12 protein-coding genes and 1 CRISPR repeat array are annotated in these 25249 nt (G+C 48.4%); of the genes, 2 read left to right on the top strand and 10 right to left on the bottom strand.

The window, feature by feature from the left end; translation table 11 throughout:
• Window positions 1–278: 278 nt before the first annotated feature.
• From GO003_RS22880 to GO003_RS22835, 10 genes are all read right to left on the bottom strand, one after another.
• Complete coding sequence (locus GO003_RS22880; RefSeq protein ID WP_231089159.1) at window positions 279–1790, bottom strand: IS1182 family transposase; 1512 nt, start codon at window positions 1788–1790, stop codon at window positions 279–281.
• 145 nt (window positions 1791–1935) lie between these two features.
• Window positions 1936–11302: direct repeats of the CRISPR family, unit length 28 nt; unit sequence TTTCTAAGCTGCCTGTGCGGCAGCGGAC.
• Between the two features lie 498 nt (window positions 11303–11800).
• Entirely contained in the window at window positions 11801–12388 is a 588-nt protein-coding gene (gene cas6f / locus GO003_RS22875; RefSeq protein WP_159658105.1) for a type I-F CRISPR-associated endoribonuclease Cas6/Csy4, read from the bottom strand.
• On the bottom strand, window positions 12389–13387 hold the full coding sequence (gene csy3 / locus GO003_RS22870) for a type I-F CRISPR-associated protein Csy3 (RefSeq protein ID WP_159658104.1): 999 nt from the start codon (window positions 13385–13387) through the stop codon (window positions 12389–12391). It abuts the gene before it with no gap.
• A gap of 11 nt (window positions 13388–13398) precedes the next feature.
• Window positions 13399–14415 (bottom strand): type I-F CRISPR-associated protein Csy2, encoded by a 1017-nt coding sequence (csy2, locus tag GO003_RS22865; RefSeq protein WP_159658103.1) that lies wholly within the window; start codon window positions 14413–14415, stop codon window positions 13399–13401.
• On the bottom strand, window positions 14412–16088 hold the full coding sequence (csy1, locus tag GO003_RS22860; protein ID WP_159658102.1) for a type I-F CRISPR-associated protein Csy1: 1677 nt from the start codon (window positions 16086–16088) through the stop codon (window positions 14412–14414). The genes csy2 and csy1 overlap by 4 nt, the downstream gene beginning before the upstream one ends.
• A gap of 10 nt (window positions 16089–16098) precedes the next feature.
• Window positions 16099–19401 carry a type I-F CRISPR-associated helicase Cas3f gene (gene cas3f, locus GO003_RS22855; RefSeq protein WP_231089235.1) on the bottom strand — a complete coding sequence of 1101 codons (3303 nt, stop codon included), beginning with the start codon at window positions 19399–19401 and terminating at the stop codon, window positions 16099–16101.
• Complete coding sequence (gene cas1f / locus GO003_RS22850) at window positions 19401–20348, bottom strand: type I-F CRISPR-associated endonuclease Cas1f (RefSeq protein ID WP_159658100.1); 948 nt, start codon at window positions 20346–20348, stop codon at window positions 19401–19403. Before cas1f ends, cas3f begins: the two co-directional genes overlap by 1 nt.
• Window positions 20349–20371: 23 nt before the next feature.
• Complete coding sequence (locus GO003_RS22845; protein ID WP_159658099.1) at window positions 20372–20599, bottom strand: HD domain-containing protein; 228 nt, start codon at window positions 20597–20599, stop codon at window positions 20372–20374.
• A gap of 68 nt (window positions 20600–20667) precedes the next feature.
• The gene (locus tag GO003_RS22840) at window positions 20668–20868 is read right to left on the bottom strand and encodes a DUF2442 domain-containing protein (protein WP_231089158.1); all 201 of its coding nucleotides are present in this window, start codon (window positions 20866–20868) and stop codon (window positions 20668–20670) included.
• Between the two features lie 440 nt (window positions 20869–21308).
• A complete protein-coding gene (locus tag GO003_RS22835; RefSeq protein ID WP_159658098.1) occupies window positions 21309–22289 on the bottom strand; it encodes a helix-turn-helix transcriptional regulator in 981 nt (326 codons plus the stop codon).
• A 412-nt stretch (window positions 22290–22701) separates the two neighbouring features.
• On the opposite strand from GO003_RS22835, the gene GO003_RS22830 reads away from it, so the two are divergent.
• On the top strand, window positions 22702–23580 hold the full coding sequence (locus GO003_RS22830; RefSeq protein ID WP_159658097.1) for a WYL domain-containing protein: 879 nt from the start codon (window positions 22702–22704) through the stop codon (window positions 23578–23580).
• Window positions 23581–23663: 83 nt separating this feature from the next.
• Window positions 23664–25222, top strand: a protein-coding gene (locus tag GO003_RS22825) for an IS3 family transposase (protein ID WP_231089157.1) whose coding sequence is annotated in 2 segments (ribosomal slippage) — window positions 23664–24126 and window positions 24126–25222 — 1560 coding nt in all. Because the reading frame shifts where the segments join, the coding sequence is not laid out codon by codon here.
• Window positions 25223–25249 lie beyond the last annotated feature (27 nt).

Here is a 25249-nt window from a genome sequence, read left to right as displayed (position 1 = left end):
TGAGTACCGCCATTTCATTTCTAAGCTGCCTGTGCGGCAGCGGACGCGTCGGGCAAGTAGTCGGTGTCGGTGCGAAATTTCTAAGCTGCCTGTGCGGCAGCGGACATCGGGTGCCCTTCTTCGTGATTACCTAGGAGCCTGTCCGAGAATAGCACAGCGAGAAGCCCTATTTTTTGAATATTCATTAGAGCATTCGAATATTCATATGTTGTTCCCGAATTTTGCACCTTTTAGCGCATAAACGAGCTTCTTGTCTTGCTAATGCTTTCTGTTTTTGCCTATGTGGCGGGATTTAATGCCCATTTCCCAAAATTTGGGCGCACTAATCCCGTACCCATCGCTTTGACCATTTTTTTAAGGTTGTGCGTGGCGCAGACCAGCGAGAATTCGCCGGCGACTTTGTCTTTGCCTCTGACACTGAAGCCCCGGAAACCGCTGTTCTTGATCTGCCCGAAGACCGGTTCGACAATGACTTTGCGTTGCCGGTAAACGGCCTTCGCAGCCGGTTGCCGCATTTTTTCGCGCATCTGTTGCCGCAACGGCTCTTGGGCGTCGGAGCTCAGCGTCCGCGCTTCGCCTTTTTGGGACTGACAGCAGCGTTTGAAGTAAGGGCATTCGGCGCAGACCGAGGCGTGGCCTTGATAGATCTTCTGCCCTTCGGCACTGTGCCGAACCACGGTGAGGGTTTGTTCGCCAGGACAGGTATAGGTGTCGTCCGCCTCGTGGTAGGTGAAGTCGGCTTTGACCAGTTTCCGCTCGGACGTGACCAAGGGGCTTAACGGCGTGGTTTCACCTTTTCCGGGCGCCAGATAAGCATCGACACCCTGTTGCGCGAAGGCCTCTAAATTATTGCCGGAGAAATAACCATTATCGGCACTCAACTGATCGGGCAGGCGCCCCGTGCTGTCTTGGAGCGCGGTTAAGGCCGGCTCGACTTCTTGCTGGTCGTTGGCATTAAGACTCAGGTGTTGGGCAACAATGATTTGCTGGTCAGCATCGACGCTGATTTGGCCATTGTAGCGGTAGTGAAAGTCACCCTTTTTGCCCATGATGCGTGCATCGGTATCGGCAAAGCTGATTTGTTTTTTGCCATCGATCGGCTGGTCCGGATTGAGCTCGGCTTCCCGGGCTTCGAGCGCTTGTTTGGCGGCTTTGATCTTGCTCAGCCGGCCTTGTTTGAACTGTAAGTCGGCCGGTAGTTCATAACCGGTTTGCTCGTGGTAGCGCTGATCTTCTTCCTGATCGCAGCGCGCCGCTTGGGCGATCAGCGCTTCGATCTCGTCGGTTAACTGGCGTTCCTGTTCCTTGAGGTGCTGATAGCTCATCGCTTTGTGCTTGGACGTATTCGCTTTGAATTTCGAGCCGTCCAAACTGATGTGACCCAACGAGGCCAGCTTTAACGCCAGGGCTAATTGGACGGTCTGCTTGAAGCAGGTTTGAAAGAACGCGGCATGGTCTTTTCGAAAGTCACTCAAAACCCGAAAGTTCGGACAGTGATTTTGCGCGATGAACAGGAACGACAAGTCTTCGCGGCAGCGCCGCTCGATTTGCCGGGAACTGAATACGCCGCGGCTGTAGGCATAGATCAGAATCGAAACCATCAACTTCGGGTGATAGGCGTGCTGGCCTTTCCGGCTATAGGTCTGCTCAATGCTAGTGGTATCCAACTGCTCGAACAGTTCGCCGTAGAGGAAGCATTCATGATCCTCGGGAAGGAGGTCAAACACATTGCCGGGAAATAATTGGTATTGATGAAACTCAACCGGTCGGGATTTGAAGGGAATCGTCATCGCTGCATAAAGGTCTATTATTTTTAATAATTATACCTTATCTTATTGATATTGTTAAATAATCATCCAGATCCTGCATTTCGTTCCCAGGACATGATATGAACTGATATCATACTAATTCAATTCTCGGACAGCCTCCTAGACGTTTCTAAGCTGCCTGTGCGGCAGCGGACGGATTCCGGAACTACCGGTTTCGGGTTGTTCGTTTCTAAGCTGCCTGTGCGGCAGCGGACCCGCCGGCGCTGCCCGAACCGGATTACCCGGATTTCTAAGCTGCCTGTGCGGCAGCGGACGTATTCATCCACCACCGTGTAACTTTCTATGTTTTCTAAGCTGCCTGTGCGGCAGCGGACGAATCCTCATCGCCGTCGGCTTAGTGGCGCGCTTTCTAAGCTGCCTGTGCGGCAGCGGACATCGTCCAAAACGGCCGGGGGCGTTAACACCTTTTCTAAGCTGCCTGTGCGGCAGCGGACGTATGTGTATTCCGCCTCCTGATTGTCCTAGTTTTCTAAGCTGCCTGTGCGGCAGCGGACGTATGTGTATTCCGCCTCCTGATTGTCCTAGTTTTCTAAGCTGCCTGTGCGGCAGCGGACGGTCTTTTCTTTGGTGCTGTGTCTGTTTCAATTTTCTAAGCTGCCTGTGCGGCAGCGGACACGTTTCGAGGTTAGATTCACTTCAGTTGATATTTCTAAGCTGCCTGTGCGGCAGCGGACCAGAAAGCCAGACCGAAACTGCCGACTTACTCTTTCTAAGCTGCCTGTGCGGCAGCGGACCAGCTACAGCATGTTCCTGTCTTCTGTCGTTCTTTCTAAGCTGCCTGTGCGGCAGCGGACTTAACATTGAATTTGATTACCGGCATTTTATCTTTCTAAGCTGCCTGTGCGGCAGCGGACAGCATCAAGCGGGCGGTAAATGCGGCCACTTTTTTCTAAGCTGCCTGTGCGGCAGCGGACGCTTTGATGTCCGCTTTATACGCGGCAAAATTTTTCTAAGCTGCCTGTGCGGCAGCGGACGATCAGTATATTGCCCAGCGTCTACCGTTTGCTTTCTAAGCTGCCTGTGCGGCAGCGGACACATAGCCGCGCCAGTCGTCATTGTCCGGCGTTTTCTAAGCTGCCTGTGCGGCAGCGGACATTAAAGACGAAACTTACATTGATCCTTATGATTTCTAAGCTGCCTGTGCGGCAGCGGACGCGGCATGAGTTTTCTTTTAATCTTTTTGATATTTCTAAGCTGCCTGTGCGGCAGCGGACTCGTCTAAACGTCCAAAATCCGTTTCTATGATTTTCTAAGCTGCCTGTGCGGCAGCGGACTACCTTGGCTGCTGTTAGCGCATCTGACGACATTTCTAAGCTGCCTGTGCGGCAGCGGACAGTTTAAATTTGTTCAGAATGAAGGCTGTAGATTTCTAAGCTGCCTGTGCGGCAGCGGACGATCAATCAAAACATTAGAAGGGTTATTCGATTTTCTAAGCTGCCTGTGCGGCAGCGGACCCTCGGTTAACTCGCCGATTTCTTTTTGTTTGTTTCTAAGCTGCCTGTGCGGCAGCGGACCTGATGCTGGCTTGTCTGCCCCCGCTCAAGGCTTTCTAAGCTGCCTGTGCGGCAGCGGACGAATCGCTCAAGACTGAGCGCGCTTCGTGGATTTTCTAAGCTGCCTGTGCGGCAGCGGACGCCACCGCGGGCAATGGCCGCGATATTACCAATTTCTAAGCTGCCTGTGCGGCAGCGGACTCTCCAGACAACATACCGGAGCTGGGTAAATTTTTCTAAGCTGCCTGTGCGGCAGCGGACTAAACTCCTCCGGGTGCCGTCGTCATTCCACATTTCTAAGCTGCCTGTGCGGCAGCGGACTCCAGAGCAGCACGGCCATCAGGATTCCTGAGTTTCTAAGCTGCCTGTGCGGCAGCGGACGATGTGAGTAATAAACCAGAGACAGTACGTGATTTCTAAGCTGCCTGTGCGGCAGCGGACTATAAAACAACACCTGCTCTTGCTGCTTGAATTTTCTAAGCTGCCTGTGCGGCAGCGGACCTGATGCGGGCTCTTTGAGCGATGACTTTATCTTTCTAAGCTGCCTGTGCGGCAGCGGACGTATAGTTTTCAGTAAATGACAGCTCGCCATCTTTCTAAGCTGCCTGTGCGGCAGCGGACTTATGAAATTCAGGCACGGCCACATACTCGAATTTCTAAGCTGCCTGTGCGGCAGCGGACATCTTAGCGACTAAGCGCCACGTCGGAGAGTATTTCTAAGCTGCCTGTGCGGCAGCGGACAGAGTTTAATTGGATGTTTAATGCCGTAAGACTTTCTAAGCTGCCTGTGCGGCAGCGGACTAACCGTATTTGGGCCAATGCCAGGCATGCCGTTTCTAAGCTGCCTGTGCGGCAGCGGACCATATCTCAGTTTTTCGGGGCGCTTGTCGAGTTTTCTAAGCTGCCTGTGCGGCAGCGGACCACAGTAAAGCGCCCCGGCTTGCTTATCACCGTTTCTAAGCTGCCTGTGCGGCAGCGGACAAAAGAGCAAATAACATTAATGAATTTGCTCATTTCTAAGCTGCCTGTGCGGCAGCGGACCAGTGGCGTAGGGCATAAATTAATTTTTTGTGGTTTCTAAGCTGCCTGTGCGGCAGCGGACTCCCGTGTAAACGGTTACTAAAACATTAACACTTTCTAAGCTGCCTGTGCGGCAGCGGACGATAACCGCCCGCTGTGCTGCTCCAGGCGCTTTTTCTAAGCTGCCTGTGCGGCAGCGGACTCTGATTCAAAGCAATGCCGCGCGGGAAGCTTTTTCTAAGCTGCCTGTGCGGCAGCGGACGACAACCAGGACCCTGAGGGCGTGGTGCGTGATTTCTAAGCTGCCTGTGCGGCAGCGGACGCTCACCGGATGGGAGAAAGCCGAAGCGGCTACTTTCTAAGCTGCCTGTGCGGCAGCGGACCCTATTTGTGCCCGGCGAATAAAGTAACCATCTTTCTAAGCTGCCTGTGCGGCAGCGGACGGTTTTAGGATGACCGATCACCAAAGGCGCGCTTTCTAAGCTGCCTGTGCGGCAGCGGACGCAGGAACAGGGCTATTTAGCCGGTCTACAGGTTTCTAAGCTGCCTGTGCGGCAGCGGACTTATTGATGCAATGAAGAATGACGGAATTATCTTTCTAAGCTGCCTGTGCGGCAGCGGACTTACAGTTTGCAAGTGTAATATGCCGAAATGATTTCTAAGCTGCCTGTGCGGCAGCGGACGATGTTACATCGTGCCTAACAAACCCTACGTTTTTCTAAGCTGCCTGTGCGGCAGCGGACCGGGATAACATGCATTTTTGACATGATAACCATTTCTAAGCTGCCTGTGCGGCAGCGGACTAGACAAGCAAAACCGCTTTTTGCCCTGGGCATTTCTAAGCTGCCTGTGCGGCAGCGGACTATCGACTAAGCTTTCCGTTCCATCTTTGAACTTTCTAAGCTGCCTGTGCGGCAGCGGACTTCATGGGGGGCATGGATAAGATAAAGTCCGATTTCTAAGCTGCCTGTGCGGCAGCGGACATCAGGTCCCGGACCGGCTTGGACAGGTCCGCTTTCTAAGCTGCCTGTGCGGCAGCGGACCCTGTGCCCGCTTTAAAATTATTGATGTGCCGTTTCTAAGCTGCCTGTGCGGCAGCGGACGCGGCTACAGCTGCAAATCCAACGCCAATTTTTTTCTAAGCTGCCTGTGCGGCAGCGGACTCCTGGAAGGTATCCTTGACGCCTCCGGGCTCTTTCTAAGCTGCCTGTGCGGCAGCGGACTAAGTGTACGGTTGGCGATGCTTTGCGCCGCTGTTTCTAAGCTGCCTGTGCGGCAGCGGACCATGGACGCGAATGAACGGCAGTCCGAGCAATTTTCTAAGCTGCCTGTGCGGCAGCGGACGCGAACTGCCGAGGGATGCTCGGGAGTTGGGTTTTCTAAGCTGCCTGTGCGGCAGCGGACAAATATCTAATTGATGTTCGATGGCTTTAATGCTTTCTAAGCTGCCTGTGCGGCAGCGGACTACGTGTACATTTTCCCCAGACCCCCACTGCATTTCTAAGCTGCCTGTGCGGCAGCGGACAATATATGGCTTTTTTGTTTTCGTGGCGTGTCTTTCTAAGCTGCCTGTGCGGCAGCGGACTTTTGATAACTCAGCATCCTAAGTTGGTCGATTTTCTAAGCTGCCTGTGCGGCAGCGGACGTATGCAGGTTTGGTTGCCAGAACCACTACCTTTTCTAAGCTGCCTGTGCGGCAGCGGACTGGACCAGGTTACAGCGTTTGCCGGTTCTGGTTTTCTAAGCTGCCTGTGCGGCAGCGGACATAATAGGCCCTCTTGCAAACTGCATTGGACTTTTCTAAGCTGCCTGTGCGGCAGCGGACACTACCCAGGCAAAACCGTGCGGCAGCGGACCTACCTGGCCGCTGGCTGGGAACGTTCGTAAGTTTCTAAGCTGCCTGTGCGGCAGCGGACTGGACCAGGTTACAGCGTTTGCCGGTTCTGGTTTTCTAAGCTGCCTGTGCGGCAGCGGACATAATAGGCCCTCTTGCAAACTGCATTGGACTTTTCTAAGCTGCCTGTGCGGCAGCGGACACTACCCAGGCAAAACCGTGCGGCATTTTATCTTTCTAAGCTGCCTGTGCGGCAGCGGACCGGTATTTGCCAAACGCGCGTTGAGCGTCATCTTTCTAAGCTGCCTGTGCGGCAGCGGACGCCAATGAAATGGTGGCAATGGATCAGATTATTTTCTAAGCTGCCTGTGCGGCAGCGGACCTACCTGGCCGCTGGCTGGGAACGTTCGTAAGTTTCTAAGCTGCCTGTGCGGCAGCGGACGGGCCTTGCATCAGGCACCAGTCTGGTTGGTATTTCTAAGCTGCCTGTGCGGCAGCGGACTTGTTATTGTTCCACTGTACGCAAAACCCGTATTTCTAAGCTGCCTGTGCGGCAGCGGACAGCCCGGCCAGATCGTAGAAAAACGAATCGCTTTTCTAAGCTGCCTGTGCGGCAGCGGACTATATAAAGAGCTTGAGGATGCATTATATTATTTTCTAAGCTGCCTGTGCGGCAGCGGACTGAGCAATGCAGCCTTGATAGCCTTTTTATATTTTCTAAGCTGCCTGTGCGGCAGCGGACAATTGCTAATGACAAGGTGTTATTGGATTTCCTTTCTAAGCTGCCTGTGCGGCAGCGGACTAGCTTTTGATATTGGTTGTATTGTTGCTATCTTTCTAAGCTGCCTGTGCGGCAGCGGACGTATTGTTATGACATTACTTTGTATATCAAGTTTTCTAAGCTGCCTGTGCGGCAGCGGACATTGATATGGCTAGTAATAAAATTACGCAATTTTTCTAAGCTGCCTGTGCGGCAGCGGACTAAATGTTGTTATGGGCAGCTCGCTGCAAATATTTCTAAGCTGCCTGTGCGGCAGCGGACGCTTTGAAATCTCGCAAGCCTTTGCACCGATCTTTCTAAGCTGCCTGTGCGGCAGCGGACGTATAGGGTTATGGGATTATTGCCAATTGGCATTTTCTAAGCTGCCTGTGCGGCAGCGGACCCGTCGACGGTTAAAGAGCTGTTGGCCGGTAATTTCTAAGCTGCCTGTGCGGCAGCGGACTGCAGCAGGCGCAAAGGGGCCAAGGTTGTTAATTTCTAAGCTGCCTGTGCGGCAGCGGACTAAAAAGAGAGTATTTCAGCCAAAAAGAAATATTTCTAAGCTGCCTGTGCGGCAGCGGACGCTTTTGCAGGAGTTGCCTCAAATGCTTTTGCTTTCTAAGCTGCCTGTGCGGCAGCGGACAAGCTCAGTAATTACTGTCACCGATAGTCATGTTTCTAAGCTGCCTGTGCGGCAGCGGACAGGCACTGGAGTATAGCCCAGTATTTATTGAATTTCTAAGCTGCCTGTGCGGCAGCGGACTTATGCATAAAGAGCGTTTTGCGGAATTGGTATTTCTAAGCTGCCTGTGCGGCAGCGGACGCGGCCTCGGGCCAGGGCTTCGCGGTTGATTTTTTCTAAGCTGCCTGTGCGGCAGCGGACACGTCCACGCAGCAGACGGCAGACCGCGCACATTTCTAAGCTGCCTGTGCGGCAGCGGACCAGGTGGGGGAGATTGACACGGATGTGCTGACGTTTCTAAGCTGCCTGTGCGGCAGCGGACACTAATTTATATTTCACTTTGGAGTAACCCATTTTCTAAGCTGCCTGTGCGGCAGCGGACTCACCAGCGCAAGCAACGTAATCGCCCTGCCTTTTCTAAGCTGCCTGTGCGGCAGCGGACGACACTCCTGAGCATAGTCATACGCGTCAGCATTTCTAAGCTGCCTGTGCGGCAGCGGACCTGGCCACGACGCCCTGCGCTTTGGTCAGTGCTTTCTAAGCTGCCTGTGCGGCAGCGGACCAAAAACAATAACTAAATTATGTGAGGTTTACTTTCTAAGCTGCCTGTGCGGCAGCGGACTGCTAAATTGATTTTATCTAAATCATCACTTATTTCTAAGCTGCCTGTGCGGCAGCGGACATCCAAGTCATGGGCAAAATGCCGCTCAATTCTTTCTAAGCTGCCTGTGCGGCAGCGGACGGCTGTGCGAAGACGAAAAACGGTATTTTATCTTTCTAAGCTGCCTGTGCGGCAGCGGACTTCAAGCGCTGTTGTCGGAGTGGCTGCCGGGTTTTCTAAGCTGCCTGTGCGGCAGCGGACTCCTGTATGCGCGTCAAAGATCGCACAAAGAATTTCTAAGCTGCCTGTGCGGCAGCGGACTTGGATGTCACCAACTTTAACGCCAACTACAATTTCTAAGCTGCCTGTGCGGCAGCGGACATCATGTAGACCTGGCCGTCAGTTAACCGAATTTTCTAAGCTGCCTGTGCGGCAGCGGACGATAAGGTTAGTTTTGTCATGATGTCTTTTTGTTTTCTAAGCTGCCTGTGCGGCAGCGGACAATCCACGATAGATGGTGTTCAGCCCGTTAGTTTTCTAAGCTGCCTGTGCGGCAGCGGACTAAAATCCAGCCCCCGCCAGCTGATTGTTGGTTTTCTAAGCTGCCTGTGCGGCAGCGGACGTAAAGCTACAAACGGCGAGGCTATTTTCGGCTTTCTAAGCTGCCTGTGCGGCAGCGGACCGCAAACAAAAGCCGTTTTGCGACCTGAGTTTTTTCTAAGCTGCCTGTGCGGCAGCGGACTTCTTACTCTTCCATGTTTGGCACTTGCCATTTTTCTAAGCTGCCTGTGCGGCAGCGGACTGTCACTTTCAGATGCTTCATTTATCCCACTTTTTCTAAGCTGCCTGTGCGGCAGCGGACATTAGCAATCTACAATTCTAAATTCGCCAGTGTTTCTAAGCTGCCTGTGCGGCAGCGGACACAAAAAAGTTACCCGGGACTTCTTTAATAACATTTCTAAGCTGCCTGTGCGGCAGCGGACAGATACCGGAAAGACTTATAATATCTGTAGAATTTCTAAGCTGCCTGTGCGGCAGCGGACTAAAACCTTCTGTTTTAGCATGGCTCATTAAATTTCTAAGCTGCCTGTGCGGCAGCGGACGCCAGAGCATCTTACTTTTGCTATCAAAATGTTTTCTAAGCTGCCTGTGCGGCAGCGGACAACGTTTTCATATCCGTATCGCCAAGCTTCACTTTCTAAGCTGCCTGTGCGGCAGCGGACGCTGCCCCCTTGGCCGACAATGCCGCCTTCGTTTTCTAAGCTGCCTGTGCGGCAGCGGACATAATTGCGCACAAAGCAATGAAGCGTCGACCTTTCTAAGCTGCCTGTGCGGCAGCGGACAACCGGGTAAGCTCAGCATTTAACAGTTTAAATTTCTAAGCTGCCTGTGCGGCAGCGGACAAGCGTCTGACCTACAGGCACAGCGGGCGTTTATTTCTAAGCTGCCTGTGCGGCAGCGGACTAAAACTGCTCAAGTCTGTAACTCCTAGTTGCTTTCTAAGCTGCCTGTGCGGCAGCGGACTCAGTACAGTTGATTTTGATAATTTTTCAAGCTTTCTAAGCTGCCTGTGCGGCAGCGGACACCGATTCATTGGCTCTTTCATCATTGCGGCATTTCTAAGCTGCCTGTGCGGCAGCGGACCAGCGCGTTGTGGCTGGGCAACCCATCTTCTTTCTAAGCTGCCTGTGCGGCAGCGGACAAGTAGCTGGAGCGCTTTACTGGTCCGTTAACTTTCTAAGCTGCCTGTGCGGCAGCGGACCAAACGTGGCGGTGGCTATGCAATCAGCATTATTTCTAAGCTGCCTGTGCGGCAGCGGACGTTCGCCGTTGTTGATAATGTGGCAGTGCAGTTTTCTAAGCTGCCTGTGCGGCAGCGGACTAAAATCGGCGTTGTTCCATTCGGCCTCGGACTTTCTAAGCTGCCTGTGCGGCAGCGGACCGTGGGTAATTTGTAAGATGACCTGTGCTAATTTTCTAAGCTGCCTGTGCGGCAGCGGACTAAATAACCTCACCCAGCCCTCTTTCTTGACTTTTCTAAGCTGCCTGTGCGGCAGCGGACTACCATCAAAAACCCAGGGCATCAATTCTGCCTTTCTAAGCTGCCTGTGCGGCAGCGGACGGAGCTCTAGCGCGTTTATTTCGTGCTTTGGTTTTCTAAGCTGCCTGTGCGGCAGCGGACGTGTCAATTCAGTTATTTGTTTTTCTATCAGATTTCTAAGCTGCCTGTGCGGCAGCGGACCGTTGAAACGCCCGAATGTTCCGCCTTTTTCAGTTTCTAAGCTGCCTGTGCGGCAGCGGACTTCTCCAGCCTTTAACCTTAATTACTTTAATATTTCTAAGCTGCCTGTGCGGCAGCGGACTCAATATTCATTAATTCAATCTCCAATGTGAGTTTCTAAGCTGCCTGTGCGGCAGCGGACGGAGCTCTAGCGCGTTTATTTCGTGCTTTGGTTTTCTAAGCTGCCTGTGCGGCAGCGGACCGGGTTTAAAAATACCGGCTCTTTTCTTTCATTTTCTAAGCTGCCTGTGCGGCAGCGGACCAACAACGGCGAACACGAATGTAACGCCGAAATTTCTAAGCTGCCTGTGCGGCAGCGGACTGCGCCGTTTAGTAAAGAGCTTTTCAGGGAGTTTTCTAAGCTGCCTGTGCGGCAGCGGACAGTATTAAATAACCACTACCGGAGACTCGAATTTTCTAAGCTGCCTGTGCGGCAGCGGACTAATTTAGAGGAAGCTAAGGCACATCCTGAAATTTCTAAGCTGCCTGTGCGGCAGCGGACTCGCGCTCTACCCACTGGGAGCGGGTTTCATATTTCTAAGCTGCCTGTGCGGCAGCGGACCTGTTCAATTGTTTTTTGAAAAGCGTCATAACTTTCTAAGCTGCCTGTGCGGCAGCGGACTAAAACTACTCAAGTCTGTAACTCCTAATTGCTTTCTAAGCTGCCTGTGCGGCAGCGGACAGTTTGCCGTTGCTGAAGCGGCAAATTTAGAATTTCTAAGCTGCCTGTGCGGCAGCGGACACGAGCATTGAAAATAAGGCGATTGTTTTATTTTTCTAAGCTGCCTGTGCGGCAGCGGACTGAAGTATAAAGAACAAAAAAATAATGGCAACAAGTACTTAGCTGGAAATTCTTGTTTTGACCATTATTTTTTGATCAATTGTAACTGATTGATTTTTCTATGTTGTTAAAGAGCCTAAAAAACTTGGGTCGAAACCGGTCAGTTTGATTTTGTGTTTATATAATCAGCCAGCATCTCGCTTGCCTAATACATGCAGTAAATTTTCCTAAATTTCAATACGGCGAGGGCGAGGTGTCACGAATTGCTAAGTGACTATCGGGAATGAGTGGTTCCTTTATGGACTTACCGTAAAAGGATAATCTGTTATTGATGAGTCCAAATACTCTAGGAATCCGGCTGATGACTTTTGTGTCAGCTACATTACCTCCACCTACTAAAATACACGCGGGTTGAGTGAAGCCAAATCAAGTCTGTAAAGTTGTAAATCCCGTTCACCCCATTCGGCAGCTTATGGGGTGAGCGGGATTTTGCCGCATTATGCCGCGAAAGAAAATGGATCAAAAATCAGGCACGGTTGAAACAGCACTTAAACCATAGCTGCTGAATGTCGTGCCAGTGGACTCGGTAGTCGTGGATTTTTTAATCCAGAGACAAAACTCCTGGTTTCCACTCAAGCTTTTAAGACGGATAAAGGGTGTCGCAATGCTTTTATGAGGCATTTCGCTATAGCGTTGATACGCCGAGTCATAGTCGATGTGATGCCTTTTTGCATAGCGCCTGGCTAAACGCTCTTTGCTGGTTTTGGGCTGTTCTCGTTGAAAAAAGGCGTAAGCCGTAATTTTTTCCGGCACGGGGCGAATGCCGGTCCAATGGACGTAGTCGCTCAAACGAGCCAACCATTTGGCGACATCAAATCGAGCGAGTGTCATTTCGTCTATAGCAAACAACCGCAATTTGTCGCCCAATATGCTGAATTTTTGCCCCGTTACATATTCAGGAAACGAGACACCAATCGGCACGCATCCCTGATCATCCTGTATCTCGACCAATCCCAAATGGATTTGCTGGAAGACTTTTGACCAGAGGAAATGGATAGGGACTTCATCTTGGGGTAATAACGATAGTTCCTGATAATAATTCATCATTTACTCATTACCCCCAAAGACACCCCCGCGAATCAGCGTCGCAATAACATAATGCTGCTGTTCGGCGGGAATCTCGCCTTCTTTCAGCCATTTAATGAATAAGGTATAAAAATCATTTTTTGAAATGCGGTAGGCTTCTCCACGAGATGTAACCGAACCATACGGCTCGATGGCAATAGCTTTTACATTACAGTCGTCTGTGTACCATGTGTCGATAGTCCGCAAGGCATTGCCGATTTTTTCGGAGTGCATACCGGCACAACCATTTAATTGAAATAAAAACTTCGTTTTTTGATCTTTTGGCGGATTCATGACCATTTCTTGTGATGGAAATACATGCTGACCTGATCCAAGTTTAGAGAATGCAGTTATTTCTAAGTACTCAAAACCGTCGCCTTGCAAACCGCTTTGGATTGTTGAAACCAATTGGGCAAAAGGATGGTTACTTTCATCGGGTAATGCTCTGAATTGATTAAGAAGGTAGTCGTAGGCATCAAATAGCCAGCGCCTTTCGCCGTGTTTTATTTCAATACTGATAGACTCGGCACCAACACGGTTACGCCATAAAAACCGTCCATTCACAATGTTATTGGCATACCGGAGAGCTAATTCTTTAAATTCATGTTCGATACGATAGGCCGCCACAATATCAGTCACCTTTTCTTCAAACGCTGGCGTGTTACAGGCTGTCGGTTCTTCAAGCTGTCCCAAAACTTTTAATGTAAATTTGACACGTAAGGTATCAACATCATGCGGTAGGGTGGCATCGTCACCCCAAGAAAGATTGGGCTTTGATTTGTCGTCATCTTTAGCACCAAATTGACTATGAGTAGCGCGGTTTCTTTTTTCATGCAAGGCAATCGGTTGCCATTTATCGGACTTGTCGATGTCGGACCACAAGCCCGATGCCATTAATGCATCAGACACTTCCAGTTTACGGCTAAATGCCAGTACCGATGGTAGCGATAGTACGGTCGATTTAGTTGTTTTTTCAGCCATCGTCTTTCTCCTTAGTTAAGTGAACTCAAAAAATCGTCTTCAAAATCATCGTCAGCAACTTCTTCTAATTCATTGGTTGCTGGTTCGGGTTCTGCCTGTTTACCTTGATGGCATAAATACCAATCTTGATCGTGGCGGTAATGCCACAGCATGTCTGACACTTGTTGGATACGGTGCAAGCTGCGCCATTCACCTATGCTGTGCGCGGCTTCTACAAAGCAAACGGGCGTGGTGAAATCGCGTGTGTTAGCCACGTCACCTGCGGGATAAACTTGGCTTATCGCTTTGTAACCGTTGGTGATGGGTACAAGCCAGCCTTTGGCGGGTTTGTCCATTCGTAGCCATTCTGCTTCGGTTGTATCGGTAGGCTCGAGTTCGTTTTCTTTAAGTTTGGGTTTGGCTTGATATTTAAGGGCGGAAAAATCCAGCCAAGCATCCATTAACTCTACATCCGATTTTTCTTGCTTTAAGTTCTGATAATGGCTGGCTAACAAATCGGAGCGATCCATCAGCACAAACCCAGGCAGTAGCAAGCGTTTAAGTTTTTTTGATAATTTTTGCTGATCCATATTGAGTACATGGATAGCTTCAATGTGGTGAATCGAACCACCTGCCAAGCGATGTTGATATGCCAAATTCTTGATGGTTTGCGCTAAGGCGTTAATTTCAGCCGTTCGGCTTACCTTCAAATCAGGACAAGCCATCACTAAGGAAACCGTCATATCCATTTTGCCTTCTTCGATAATAGGGGGCGTTTCTTTAGCTTTAGCTCTGGTAGTCGGCGGATTTTTGCTTTGGGCAAAGACATAATCGCCGAAGCCTTTAGGTTGATAGGCGTGTATTTGGTGCTGGTGGCAAATGACGGCGCAACCTTGCAAAGTCACAGACTGACTGACCGTTAGTTTTCTGGATAAGGCATGACCAAAACCTAAAAAATGCGTTATCGCCGGAAAGCCATAGGTAAATCCGGCAATGCAATTGGCATCGTGGACACTGATACGCTCAAAAACGATGTAGGCATTACTCATGCTCCCACCTCCTCTGTGTTGGTTTCTAAATCCACTTCAGCAATGGCATTAAATTCGCGCAATAAGGGCAAAAACAGTTTTTGCCACTGTTTTTCGTGTGTAGCGCCTAGTGTGAGTTGTTTGTGTTTTATATGCCGGTTAACCCATTTGGAAAAATCGACAATCACGTCACTTGACCAATCGAGCGTAGTTTTCGCGGTTTGAAATTCTTCTTCCGGTCTTAAAGGGTCAAGCCAATATTGTTGATGTACTGGCAATTTCGATTCTTGCGACCATCCCGAATACTCTTTAAGTCTTTGAACTTGTCTTGCATAATCGAGCACCACTTCGGCAATATCCGCTAGATGGTTACGAATAATTTGCTTACGCTGAAGATTTACACTGAGTTTGTTGGCCTTAATGGCTAACAATAAATTCTTGAGTTCTGTCAGCGGTTCTTTGGCTTGGTTAGCAAGTTGTTTATTAAATATAGTTTTTAAATGAATGGGCGGCTTGGTTTGGGTTTGCCATTGTGGTGGAACGGCTGGCAGCAAAATTAGTTGTCCCGAGCGCTTTCCATTTAAATTGGAAACATTTTGATGATTAGTTTGTGTGGCTTTTAAGACGGCGGTTCTATGAAACGACCTAGCTATTTCTGAACTGAAAGTTTCATCAGCTCTAGCCTTATTTACGGGTGTGTCTTTTCGGCGTGCTTCCCAAATTCGGTTATAAATGACTTGCGCTAGAGATGATGAAATCAGTGGGGCTAATAAGTGATAGTCGGTTACTGAAGTTAAAGGAAAATAAACTTGCTTAGCCAGAATATGACTGGATTTGTTTTTTTCGTTAAAAGCTAAACTAAATTGCTCTTGCCAATCCATTAGCTGGTTATCGTCTTGAGCATATGGTTTTAACAAGGTTGGATTTATGCAGATTTCTTTTCCAATTAATTGCAAGAACTCTGCAATCTGAGCGTAAGCGGCTGTTGAATAAGCAAAATCTTTTTTTATTTCTTTTGAACAATTAACAGTGATAACTAAGGGCTTAGAAGAATTTTTGTATAACGCTGTAGCATTTATATTTGAGGCTTTCGTGCTGGAATGAGTCAGTTTTGCAATATGGGTCATACCAACACTAACTTCACTGGCCTTTTGTGCCGCATCGTTAATCCATGTATTTCGTTGATATTTTTCTTGAGCAGTTTCTTTTGCCCCACTAATTGCGCTGGCGATTTTATCGTCAACGACAGCCAATCTTTCAAGTAACCGTTGATTTTTTCTGATTTTATCCGTTTGAAGTTTATCACCCTCAATTTTTTGAAAATACTTTTTATCTTGCTCGGAAATATGAGATTTATTCACCTCTTTTTTTAAGGATTTAAATTGCGCGGCAAGATTTGTTTTTAATTCATTGTGGTCAGAGGAGTTTTGATATAAATCTATAGCTTGCTGAAGTAATTCAGATATCCTTTCATCAGCACCAAAAATAACTACCAGCTTATCGAGTTTCTTACGCATCCATTGGTTTGATTCAAAGGCATCGTATTCCTTAGTATATTTTTCTAACTGATCTTTGTGTTTATGGTTATTTTTCTTATCCCTTATAGGCTTAAGAATTTCTTCAAAACCTGCTGCTACTGAGTCTTGAGTTTTTTCGATAAAAAAATCTTCAATTATTTTTTGTGGATTTTCCATTAAATATCCTCTATAAAATTTCTTTAAAAACCCCAAGCATTGGGGAGTAATACCATTCATTTATTTGATTTTCATAGTCCGGCAGGCGTATTTCGCCGAAACAATAGCTGATATATTTCAAAGGCTTTTCTAGTTGTTCTGCTAAATTTCCGTATTGATCTTGAATATTGAAGACAAACCAAGGTTGATTGCCTTGGACTGGCGTTACATCAATATTTGTAATATCCGATACGATTTCATATTTAATGGGATTAACGTTCTCGTTTTTGATTTTCCAAACGGGTTCGTCCTCTTCTTCTGCAAGATAAAGGCTATACGCTTGGTCAGGTGAAGAAGCCCTAAAAGGTTGCTTGCGCTGGATTTCGGCGCACCATGTAACTTGGTTTTGCCACCATAAATTAGCAGGACCTTTGTTATCTGTATTTTCAAATAACTTTTGGCGGTAGGCAATTTGTTCTAGCGTCACTAGGTTTAAAAATGGTGAGGTTTCTTTCCATTTTTTAGGTCGCTGGATACTAGGAATGGCATTCGGAGTTGAAAATTGAGTTTCTAGTAGAATTTCTGCTAAATCTTTTGGCTTCACTATTCGGTGTTCTGATTCAAATCCTGGATTTACAAAGGCCATTTTGTTGTCATCTTTGTTTTTAAGAGCCCTATAGTTTTTAGCCAGAATATAAAAATTCTCTGTTTCAGGTGTTTGCTTACGATGGCGCTGTATGCGTCCAGCTATTTGAATAATTGAGCGCATGGAACTAGGTTCGGCAATCGCCCAATCGTAATCGTGGTCACGCCCGACTTCCGCCACCGATGTTGCCAATACCACAAAAAGCTGATTTTGTTCTGGATAATGGCTTAAGGCATGTTGAATTTCGGAGCAATTCCAAATGGCTTCTGGGTCTTTGCGGTTGAGAGCTTGGTCTAATCTGCTTTCAATGAATGCTCGTTGCGCCAATGGATACTGGCTGTGATAAACGCAGTAATGGATACGGAAATTTTCCGGTGCAGGATTGGCATACAGCAATCTGGCAATTGCCACTAATGGGTTGATATTGGCTATGCGTACCAAACCGAGAGAGATGTTTTTACCGGATGCGTGTTGTTGATGATGGCCTCGGTGTAAGTCCATCATGCCCTGCCGGATTACTATACTCATCGTGTCAAGTGGCTGTAAATCGGCTGTCGCAGCAATTGCCAACAATTTTGCTTTACGAAAAATTAAATTATCCTGAGCGAGCTTGGTAATGCGTTTTTGAATGAATTCATCATGCGCTTTGATAAAGCTCTGAATGTTTTCCTGTTCTGATGTCTGTACACTGAACTCATCAAACCACGCGCACACAACGGATTTTGGTGTAATTGATTGATTGGTGGCGGCATTAAATGCTTTCCGCCCTTCTTGGTAGGCTTCAAATAAGGCATAAGCCAATGCAGGCGGCATAGTTGCCGTAGATAACAATACTTTTGCGCCCAACATACCAGCCCAATTCACCAATCGAGCCAAGGCTGGCAAGTCATTCAAATCAAATTCGTCTGGTTCATCTAAAACCAAGTCGGATGTAAGTAGGCGCAACATTGGTACAATTTGCCTGCCGCCTCGAACGCCTTCGGTTGCAGGCGTTAAGTGGTCGATAGTGCTGACTAATATAGGAGCATGTAACAGTTTTTTGGCTTTTCGATTATTTGGGAACCACTTTTCCAGTTGGCCTTCGTAAAGTTCGGTGCCATAAATCACATCGAAACCGTCATCATCCAACCCCCACTCCAAGCTTTCGCTACCGCGCATGGCAAATGGATCGTCCTCATTTTGTTTGCCTTGGTTGATTTGGTTTAGACGCAGAATAGCCTGTGATCCAATCAGCGTGGCAATGTCCGTTTTATCGAGCTCTAAGCGTTCTTGCAGGGCTTCACCTGTTTGTAAAGTCAATGTCCGTAAGCCTAAGGCTACACTAAAGCGGCAGCCTTCCGACTCGTCAGCTAAACCATACATAATTCTGGCGTTCGCCAAGGTTTTGCCTTTTCCAGTCGAAGCCATATTGATGCCGAAAAAGCCTTGATCTTTAACTTGGCTTTGAATCTGTTGAGCAGCCTGGAAGGCTTTAGTTTGCCATGGCTCTTTATCTTCCTTTGGGCCTTTGGTTAACGTTTTGTTGTCGGCAAGCGTTGGCAATTCTTCCCGTAAGCGTCTTAAATTTATAATGAATTCAAAAGCATGCTGGCTTACACCAATATTGTGCTCATCCAGTTTTTGCTTGGGTTGGCGGTGTTCGTCGGTATTGGCAAAAGCTTGGTAATGGGCATCTTGCCAGCGGGTTTGCGCGTCTTTGGCAGAATAGTGATGGTCGGCGAGCATTAGGGCCAGACGTGACAAATGCATAACAAATGGTTGGTTAAACCAATCGACTTCGCTCAAGCCCTGACAAGTCAAAGCCCGTTTTGACAGCTCTGTTGCCTTTTTTTGCCATGTTTTGCTTGCCAATGGAGTTCGATTGGAAAATTTCCAATTGGCTTCTAAGTGCTGCTGTTCCCATACGTGGTTTTGGCTATTGGTTGAATTCCAAGATTCGTCAAAAGCGTAGTTTAACCATGTATCAAGCTGGTCAAGGCTAGGCTCCGTTTCACCTAACTTGGGATAAACCGGCAAACGATGGTGAGAAACCACCAGCCACGCGACTAGCTTTGCAAATGCCGGTAAGGTGTCGAATGGATTGTTGAATGTATCCGAGCCAGGATTATCGACAAATATTTTTTGTATAACTTGGCTTTCTATATCTTCATCAACATTTACTAATTGTTTAAGCCATTCTTGGTCGTTTCTTCCATTAACAAATGCCTGAAAAATCCGTAAAGACACCCATTCATGCCTGTATGGTTCGAATCTTTTAGGCTTTTTGTCTTTTCTGGCTGGGTTAAGTTTTTCTTGAAACAAATCATTGGCTTTGCCCAAATCATGGAATAGTCCTGCAATTGCTGCGGCAATGGCAATGATTTCCGTTGTGTGCCAACCCTTTTCCCATTCACGATGACTTAAATTTTTTCCGGTGCTATTCACTGGCACGATCCCCTCAGCATTAAACCGCTTCCTATTCCCCACAATCCAAACCAACTCGCTCCGGCTTCTGGAACGCAGCCAATGGCAAGCCACGGCTGTATTTTTAGTGGCGGTTTTGCGCAGCAGGGTTTTAACGGCAATCAGGCCGTCTTCGGTTATGACTGTTTGCCAGGTGTTATCACCGATGCGGTTGGCGAAGGCGTCGAGTACACGACGAGTGCGGGTTAGTGCTTTTTTCTCGCATTGGCTGACAAAGGTGACCATCATGACCAGTCGTCCCGCATGGCTTGTTGTTTGACTTGGTCAAACATGAAGTCGAGGGCTTTGTGTTCGGTAAACTTTTGCAGAATTTGTTGGCGAAATTCTTGTTCGGTGGCTTTTTCTTTGGCGCAGATAAAAGCCCAGGGTAGAACGATGGAGTCTTTGATGAGGTCGGCGACATCAAACACTAACGCGCCGCGCCGGGTTTTTCCGTGCATGACAGCGAAACCGTGCGGTATGCCCAGTACCCAAAGTGTAGTGGCAGCCAGTCCATAGGCGAGGTAGTTGCCGTGGTTTAGATAGCCGTTGGCCAGGTCGGTGGCTTCCCGTTCTCTGATAAAGTCATTTAGGTGGGTGGCTTTAGCGGCGTAGCGGTAGAGTTGTTTGGTGAGCAGGGCTTCTTTTTGTAATAAATCACCGGTTTTTTCGGCATGAGGGATTTGATTGGTGTAATTGTTCAGGATTGTGCTGAGTTCTTGGTCATCCACAAAAAAGTTTTCTGCTTTCAAGTCGCGGTCTTTTTCCCATATACGCTGTAAATACTGAGTTCGTGCTTGTTGAAAGGATTTGGCCACAGTAAGCCGTTTGGCATCGTCAAACCAAAATCCGAGCCAGGCTTGTACGTATTCGGTGGGGCGATATTCGCTCTGTGGTGTGAGCCATTCAATCTCGCTACCGGAAAAGAGGGGCGTACTTCCTCCGCCACAAAAGCCTACCAATACTCCGGCACTGGCCAGCATACGCATGGCCGCCTGGGTGATGGAAGTGCCGGTGCCTAATAAGATCACTGTTGTATTGGCAATAGGAATGTTCCAGTAGTAGTTTTGGTCTTTGGCTTCTGTCAGATAGAGTACGCGGCCATCTTTTTGCATCACCCGGCATTTTTCCAGGTAGTAGATGTTGGCGCGTTTGGAGTGGAGTATGGCTTTAAGATCGGTGAGTTGTTCCATGATGCTGTTCTTGGTGAGTTTTTTTAAATAATTGAGGCAGTAAAAAACATCAGCCAGGCATAAGCATTTTCTTCTGTATCCAATTGTGTGAACTGCTTAAATTGCTGGCGTAATCTGGAATTATTTTTCCACCATTGGTCAGTTACCGCCACATCCAAACAATGATAAGGCAACAAATGATAGGCTGGACCGGATTCGCCTTCCGGTTTGGCTTTACCCCAATAGCTGTAATATCCGACTGTTTCGGTCATGCTTGCCTCACTTTAAACTGGGTTCACTGTTAGCTTGTATCAATGTGTACAAAAACTCCGGAGCGAGGTCAGCGCCATTGGGCCAGCAAACGGTACCTAATTCCGGATCCAAATCTGATTTGGCTGAAATTATTCCGGTCCAATAGCGGTTCAAACATTTCTCCCCAAAGCGCATTGCGTAAATCGGCAACACCGATCAATTCGTCGTTAAATACCAGTTTTATACGATAATCATCGAGATACGTGACCTCGGTTATGTGGAGAAACATGCTTGGATTCCGGTTGTTTTCATATAAATTCGGTCTGCATCACGCCATTTGAAATAGGCGGCAATTCGTTTTGAGCTTCTTGGCAATGCGCTGCTCCGACTCAGCAAATTGTCGTTAAATTTCTCTAGCCAGCCGGATGAAATCGATTCGGCGTATATAATACTGTCCAACAGACTTGGGTTGGCCTCGGTGCGGCTGAAGCCCTTTTTTACGATCCAAAAGCAAGTATTTTGATCCCCCCGCTTTTTCCCAAACTCAGGTTTGGAAGACTCTTCATTTGAGCTCTTGCTTACGGGTTTAGAGAAGCTGGAGCTTCTCGAACTGCTTTCCCAAGCAAAGAGCTTGGGAACGAGAGATACAGTGCTTGGTTCATATCAACCTCGTTTAGCGGTCTTGCCAGCTATTATGCATAGCTACCGTATCAAAGCGTGATACGGCGGCTACTTTTTTTGATAGATTTTCACCATGGCCTCAATTTGCTCGATCACTGCGTCGCGTAAAAAAGCCGGTTCCAAAATTTCGACTTCGGCGCCGTGGCGGAGGATGTCCATCAGCAGTTCGCGGTGATCGCCGAACGGTATTTGCAATTCGTAGCTGCCGTCTTTGTGCAGGCGACCGGTTTGTTTGGGATGCCATTGTTCGTCGGCGACCCAGCGGGCCCGCTCAGGTGTGAATTTTAGCTTTGCGATGTGCTGAGCATTGCCGGAAAAGATGCCATAGGCGGCGCTGAAATAGTCTTCAAGCTGTTGCCGATCGACGCTTTGGGCGGGTACTTCTTGGCGTATGGCGGTTTTAATGCGTTCTAATGCAAAGGTGCGCAGTTTGTTTCTAAGATGGCACCATGCATCGAGGTACCAGTTGTCCCGATAGTAAACTAGGTTTTGTGGGGATACGCTGCGCTCGCTAGTATGCCCGTCGCTACGCGCTTCATAGATCAAATCGAGACGTTGGTTGTCGAATAGTGCTCCGGCGATTTTGGCGAACCAAGGATTTTTGACGTTTTGACGCGAGGCGATCGGGATGATTTTAATGCATTCCAGTTTACGTTCGGCGCTGCTTCTATCTAACGCGAGAAGTTTTTCAATCCGATTTTGCAACTGGGTAATCTGATCCCCGAAAATGCCCGGCGAAATTTTTCGCAGCATCGTGTGGCAAGTCAGCAGACCCCAAAGCTCTTCGGCATTGAACCATAGCCCCGGCAGCTCGTAAGGATGTGCGCCGGTCTCGGTGTCGTAATAGTAGCCGTTTCGGTTTCTGTCGTAGACGATTGGTGCGTCGAAGTGATCGCGCATCAGTCTGACCAGCCTTTTGACGGTGACTTCACTGCATTCCAGTTTATCTTGTAGAAATTGGTTCGATGCTGGTGTTCTGCGCTCGGATAGTATGTGGTGCAGTTGGTAGATTCGTTCGAATCGGTCCATTTCCGCGGCTCCTTATTTTGCTGGGTTTTCCTTAAAGATAGCGCAATATCGCTAAGTACCGCCGACGATTATAAAGTACAGCGTTAAACGGCACTTTTCTATAAGGACGGAAAGCCGGTTACGCTGCGCTAAATTGAATCCAAGACTGCTGTCAGATCAAGCGATTGCTTCAGACATCAATGCTTTACCAACAGAAGCCAGTCCACTGGACCATGCATCCCATTCTTCATTATCGTCAAAGCAGAAATCGCCATCGCAAGCGGAAAAACGTTCCAAAACCGTTCCCGAAACGTCTGACTTTGTTCCAAATTAGTTTATGGTGTTTAGGGAAAATTCCGGTGAGAACTTTGAAAAATTCAGGTAAGCTTTAAACTAAAATCTATTGCCGTGCAAACTTTATTTTCATATTTTTATGCCTGAGATTTTACATGACCATTTAAAATGGGAACAACGCCAGCGTTTAACTTTACTTGAAGCGACGGTGTTTTGGAGCGGTGAGATTTCGACCGGTTCGTTAGTCGAGTTTTTTGGTATCAGCCGCGTGCAGGCGTCTAAGGATTTATCGCTTTACCAAAACTTATGTCCCGGCAACATTTGTTACGATAAGCATATGAAGCGTTATGTGGTGGACGGAGCGTTCAAGCCGGGTTTCATGGAAGGTTCGACCAGCGAGTTATTGCTGGTTTTGAAGTTGCAGCAGCAAAAGGATAATAAGGTAATGGTGTCTCTAGTCGGCAATTTGCCTTCTGTTGAAATCGTTAATCCCTTGGGGCGGCAGATTGATGAGTTGCTCATGCGCTCGGTAGTCCGGGCAATCCGTTTTAATCTGGAGCTGGAAATTGTTTATCAATCCATGACCAGTCTTGAGTTGGCAACGCTGCAAATATGTCCTTATACCCTGGTGTTTGATGGCTTGCAGTGGCATTTGCGGGCTTACAGTATCAAGGAGAGTGTTTACCGTGATTTTGTTCTGGCCCGGATTTACCAAATCACAATTTTGGGTAAGGCTGATGAGCCGCCCTTTTTAGACGGTTTGTGGGATACCTGGGTAACTGTTGAAGTTGGGCCGCATCCGGGTTTAAGTGAAACGCATAAAAGTGTGGTCGAGCGTGATTACGGAATGGTTGACGGTAAATGTGTGACGAAAGTAAGAGCGGCTTTGCTGAATTATTTCCTGTTTTGTATGCGAATTGCCAAGGATGACTTTAAGAGAGATCCGCTTTTGCAGAGGATTGTGCTGTTAAACCGTAAGGAGTTGAAGGGGCTTATCCGGGCTTCTTCGGGTCTTTAGGATAATTGTAATTATACAGGGTAGGTTGGGTTGCCCTCAGTGTCAGGATAGTTGTCGCCTCTAAAATTTTATAGAGGTACAAAATGCAAACCCGTTATAGTGAAGAATTTAAACAGCAAGCCCTGAGTAAAGTATTGCAACGCGGTGATAAAAGTATTCAATCGATTGCCGATGAATTGACTATCAGTGTGTTTACTCTGAAAGGCTGGCTTAAACAGACACGATCCAAATCAACAACAAACACTATGAAACAACAACGTCCTAAAGACTGGACTCGGGAACAACGGTTTGAAGCCTTGCTAGCCAGCGCGGGCTTGGAAGGCGAAGCACTCAATGCCTTTTGCCGTGAACGAGGCTTGTTTACCCATCACCTGCAAACGTGGCAACAAGACTTTATTAAACCTCTTGAGGTCACCGAACCCAGCCAAGTCTCAAGGAAAGCCTTGAAACCCTTGGAGAACGAGATTGCACAACTGAAGAAAGACCTGCAACGCAAGGAGAAAGCCTTGGCAGAAGCCGCCGCTTTGTTGATTCTTCAAAAAAAGTGCCACGCGTTCTGGGAGGAAAAGGCGCCATGATCCCTCTTGCAGAACGCACCCATTTACTCACCTTATTTAACGAAGCGTTTGATCACGGAGCCCGTAAAGCCAAAGCTGCCGAGGTGATGGGGCTACCGCTACGCACATTACAACGTTGGCAACGTCCCGAAGCCGTGCCGGTTGACGGTCGCACGCGCCGTCAACACGTGCCTTGTAATCGTTTGAGTGACGAAGAACGCGCTCAGGTATTAGCCCTAGCCAACAGCGATGAGTTCAAAGACAAAACACCGCATCAGATCGCGCCGATGTTGGCCGAACGCGGCGAGTATTATGCCTCGGAGTCGACGATTTACCGCATTTTTCGCGAGGCGAAACAAGTCAAACACCGTCATGCCTGCCGTCCATCGGTCGAGCGTAGTAAGCCGAAAGCCCTCATCGCGACGGCACCGAAACAACTGGTGAGTTGGGATATCACCTATTTGACCAGCCTCATCAAAGGCCAGTTTTTCTATCTGTATCTGTTCATGGATATCTTCAGTCGCAAGATTGTCGGCTGGCAAGTTTATGAACAAGAAAACAGCGAACTGGCGGCCGATCTGATCACGGATCTCTGCCAACGAGAAGGGATTCCACCGCACCAGTTGGTGTTACATTCCGACAACGGCAGCCCGATGAAAGGGGCAACGCTGCTGGCAACCTTGCAGCAGCTTGGCGTCACACCCTCACGGAGTCGCCCGGCGGTGAGTAACGACAACCCGTATTCCGAGTCGTTGTTTAAAACGCTGAAATACGACGCCCAGTATCCGACCCAACCGTTTGCCTCGGTCACCGCCGCCAGGGACTGGGTAACCGACTTTGTCGCCTGGTACAACCATGAGCATCGGCATAGTGGCATTCAATTTGTAACGCCTGAGCAACGCCACAGGGGTGAAGATCGGGCGATCCTGAAGCAACGCAAGGCCGTTTACGAGGCCGCTAAAGCCAAAAAACCGGAGCGCTGGAGTCGTAATACCCGAAACTGGGAATGGCAGGCAGAAGTCTGTTTAAATCCCGATAAACCGAGCGATAGTGCGGTAAAAAATACCGACACTACCGTTCATTAATTTTCAACTCATGCGACAACTACGTTG

Source organism: Methylicorpusculum oleiharenae (genome assembly GCF_009828925.2).
Lineage (GTDB): Bacteria > Pseudomonadota > Gammaproteobacteria > Methylococcales > Methylomonadaceae > Methylicorpusculum > Methylicorpusculum oleiharenae.
Note: the sequence above shows the minus strand (reverse complement) of the source record. Positions and strands in the feature narration are given on the sequence as shown.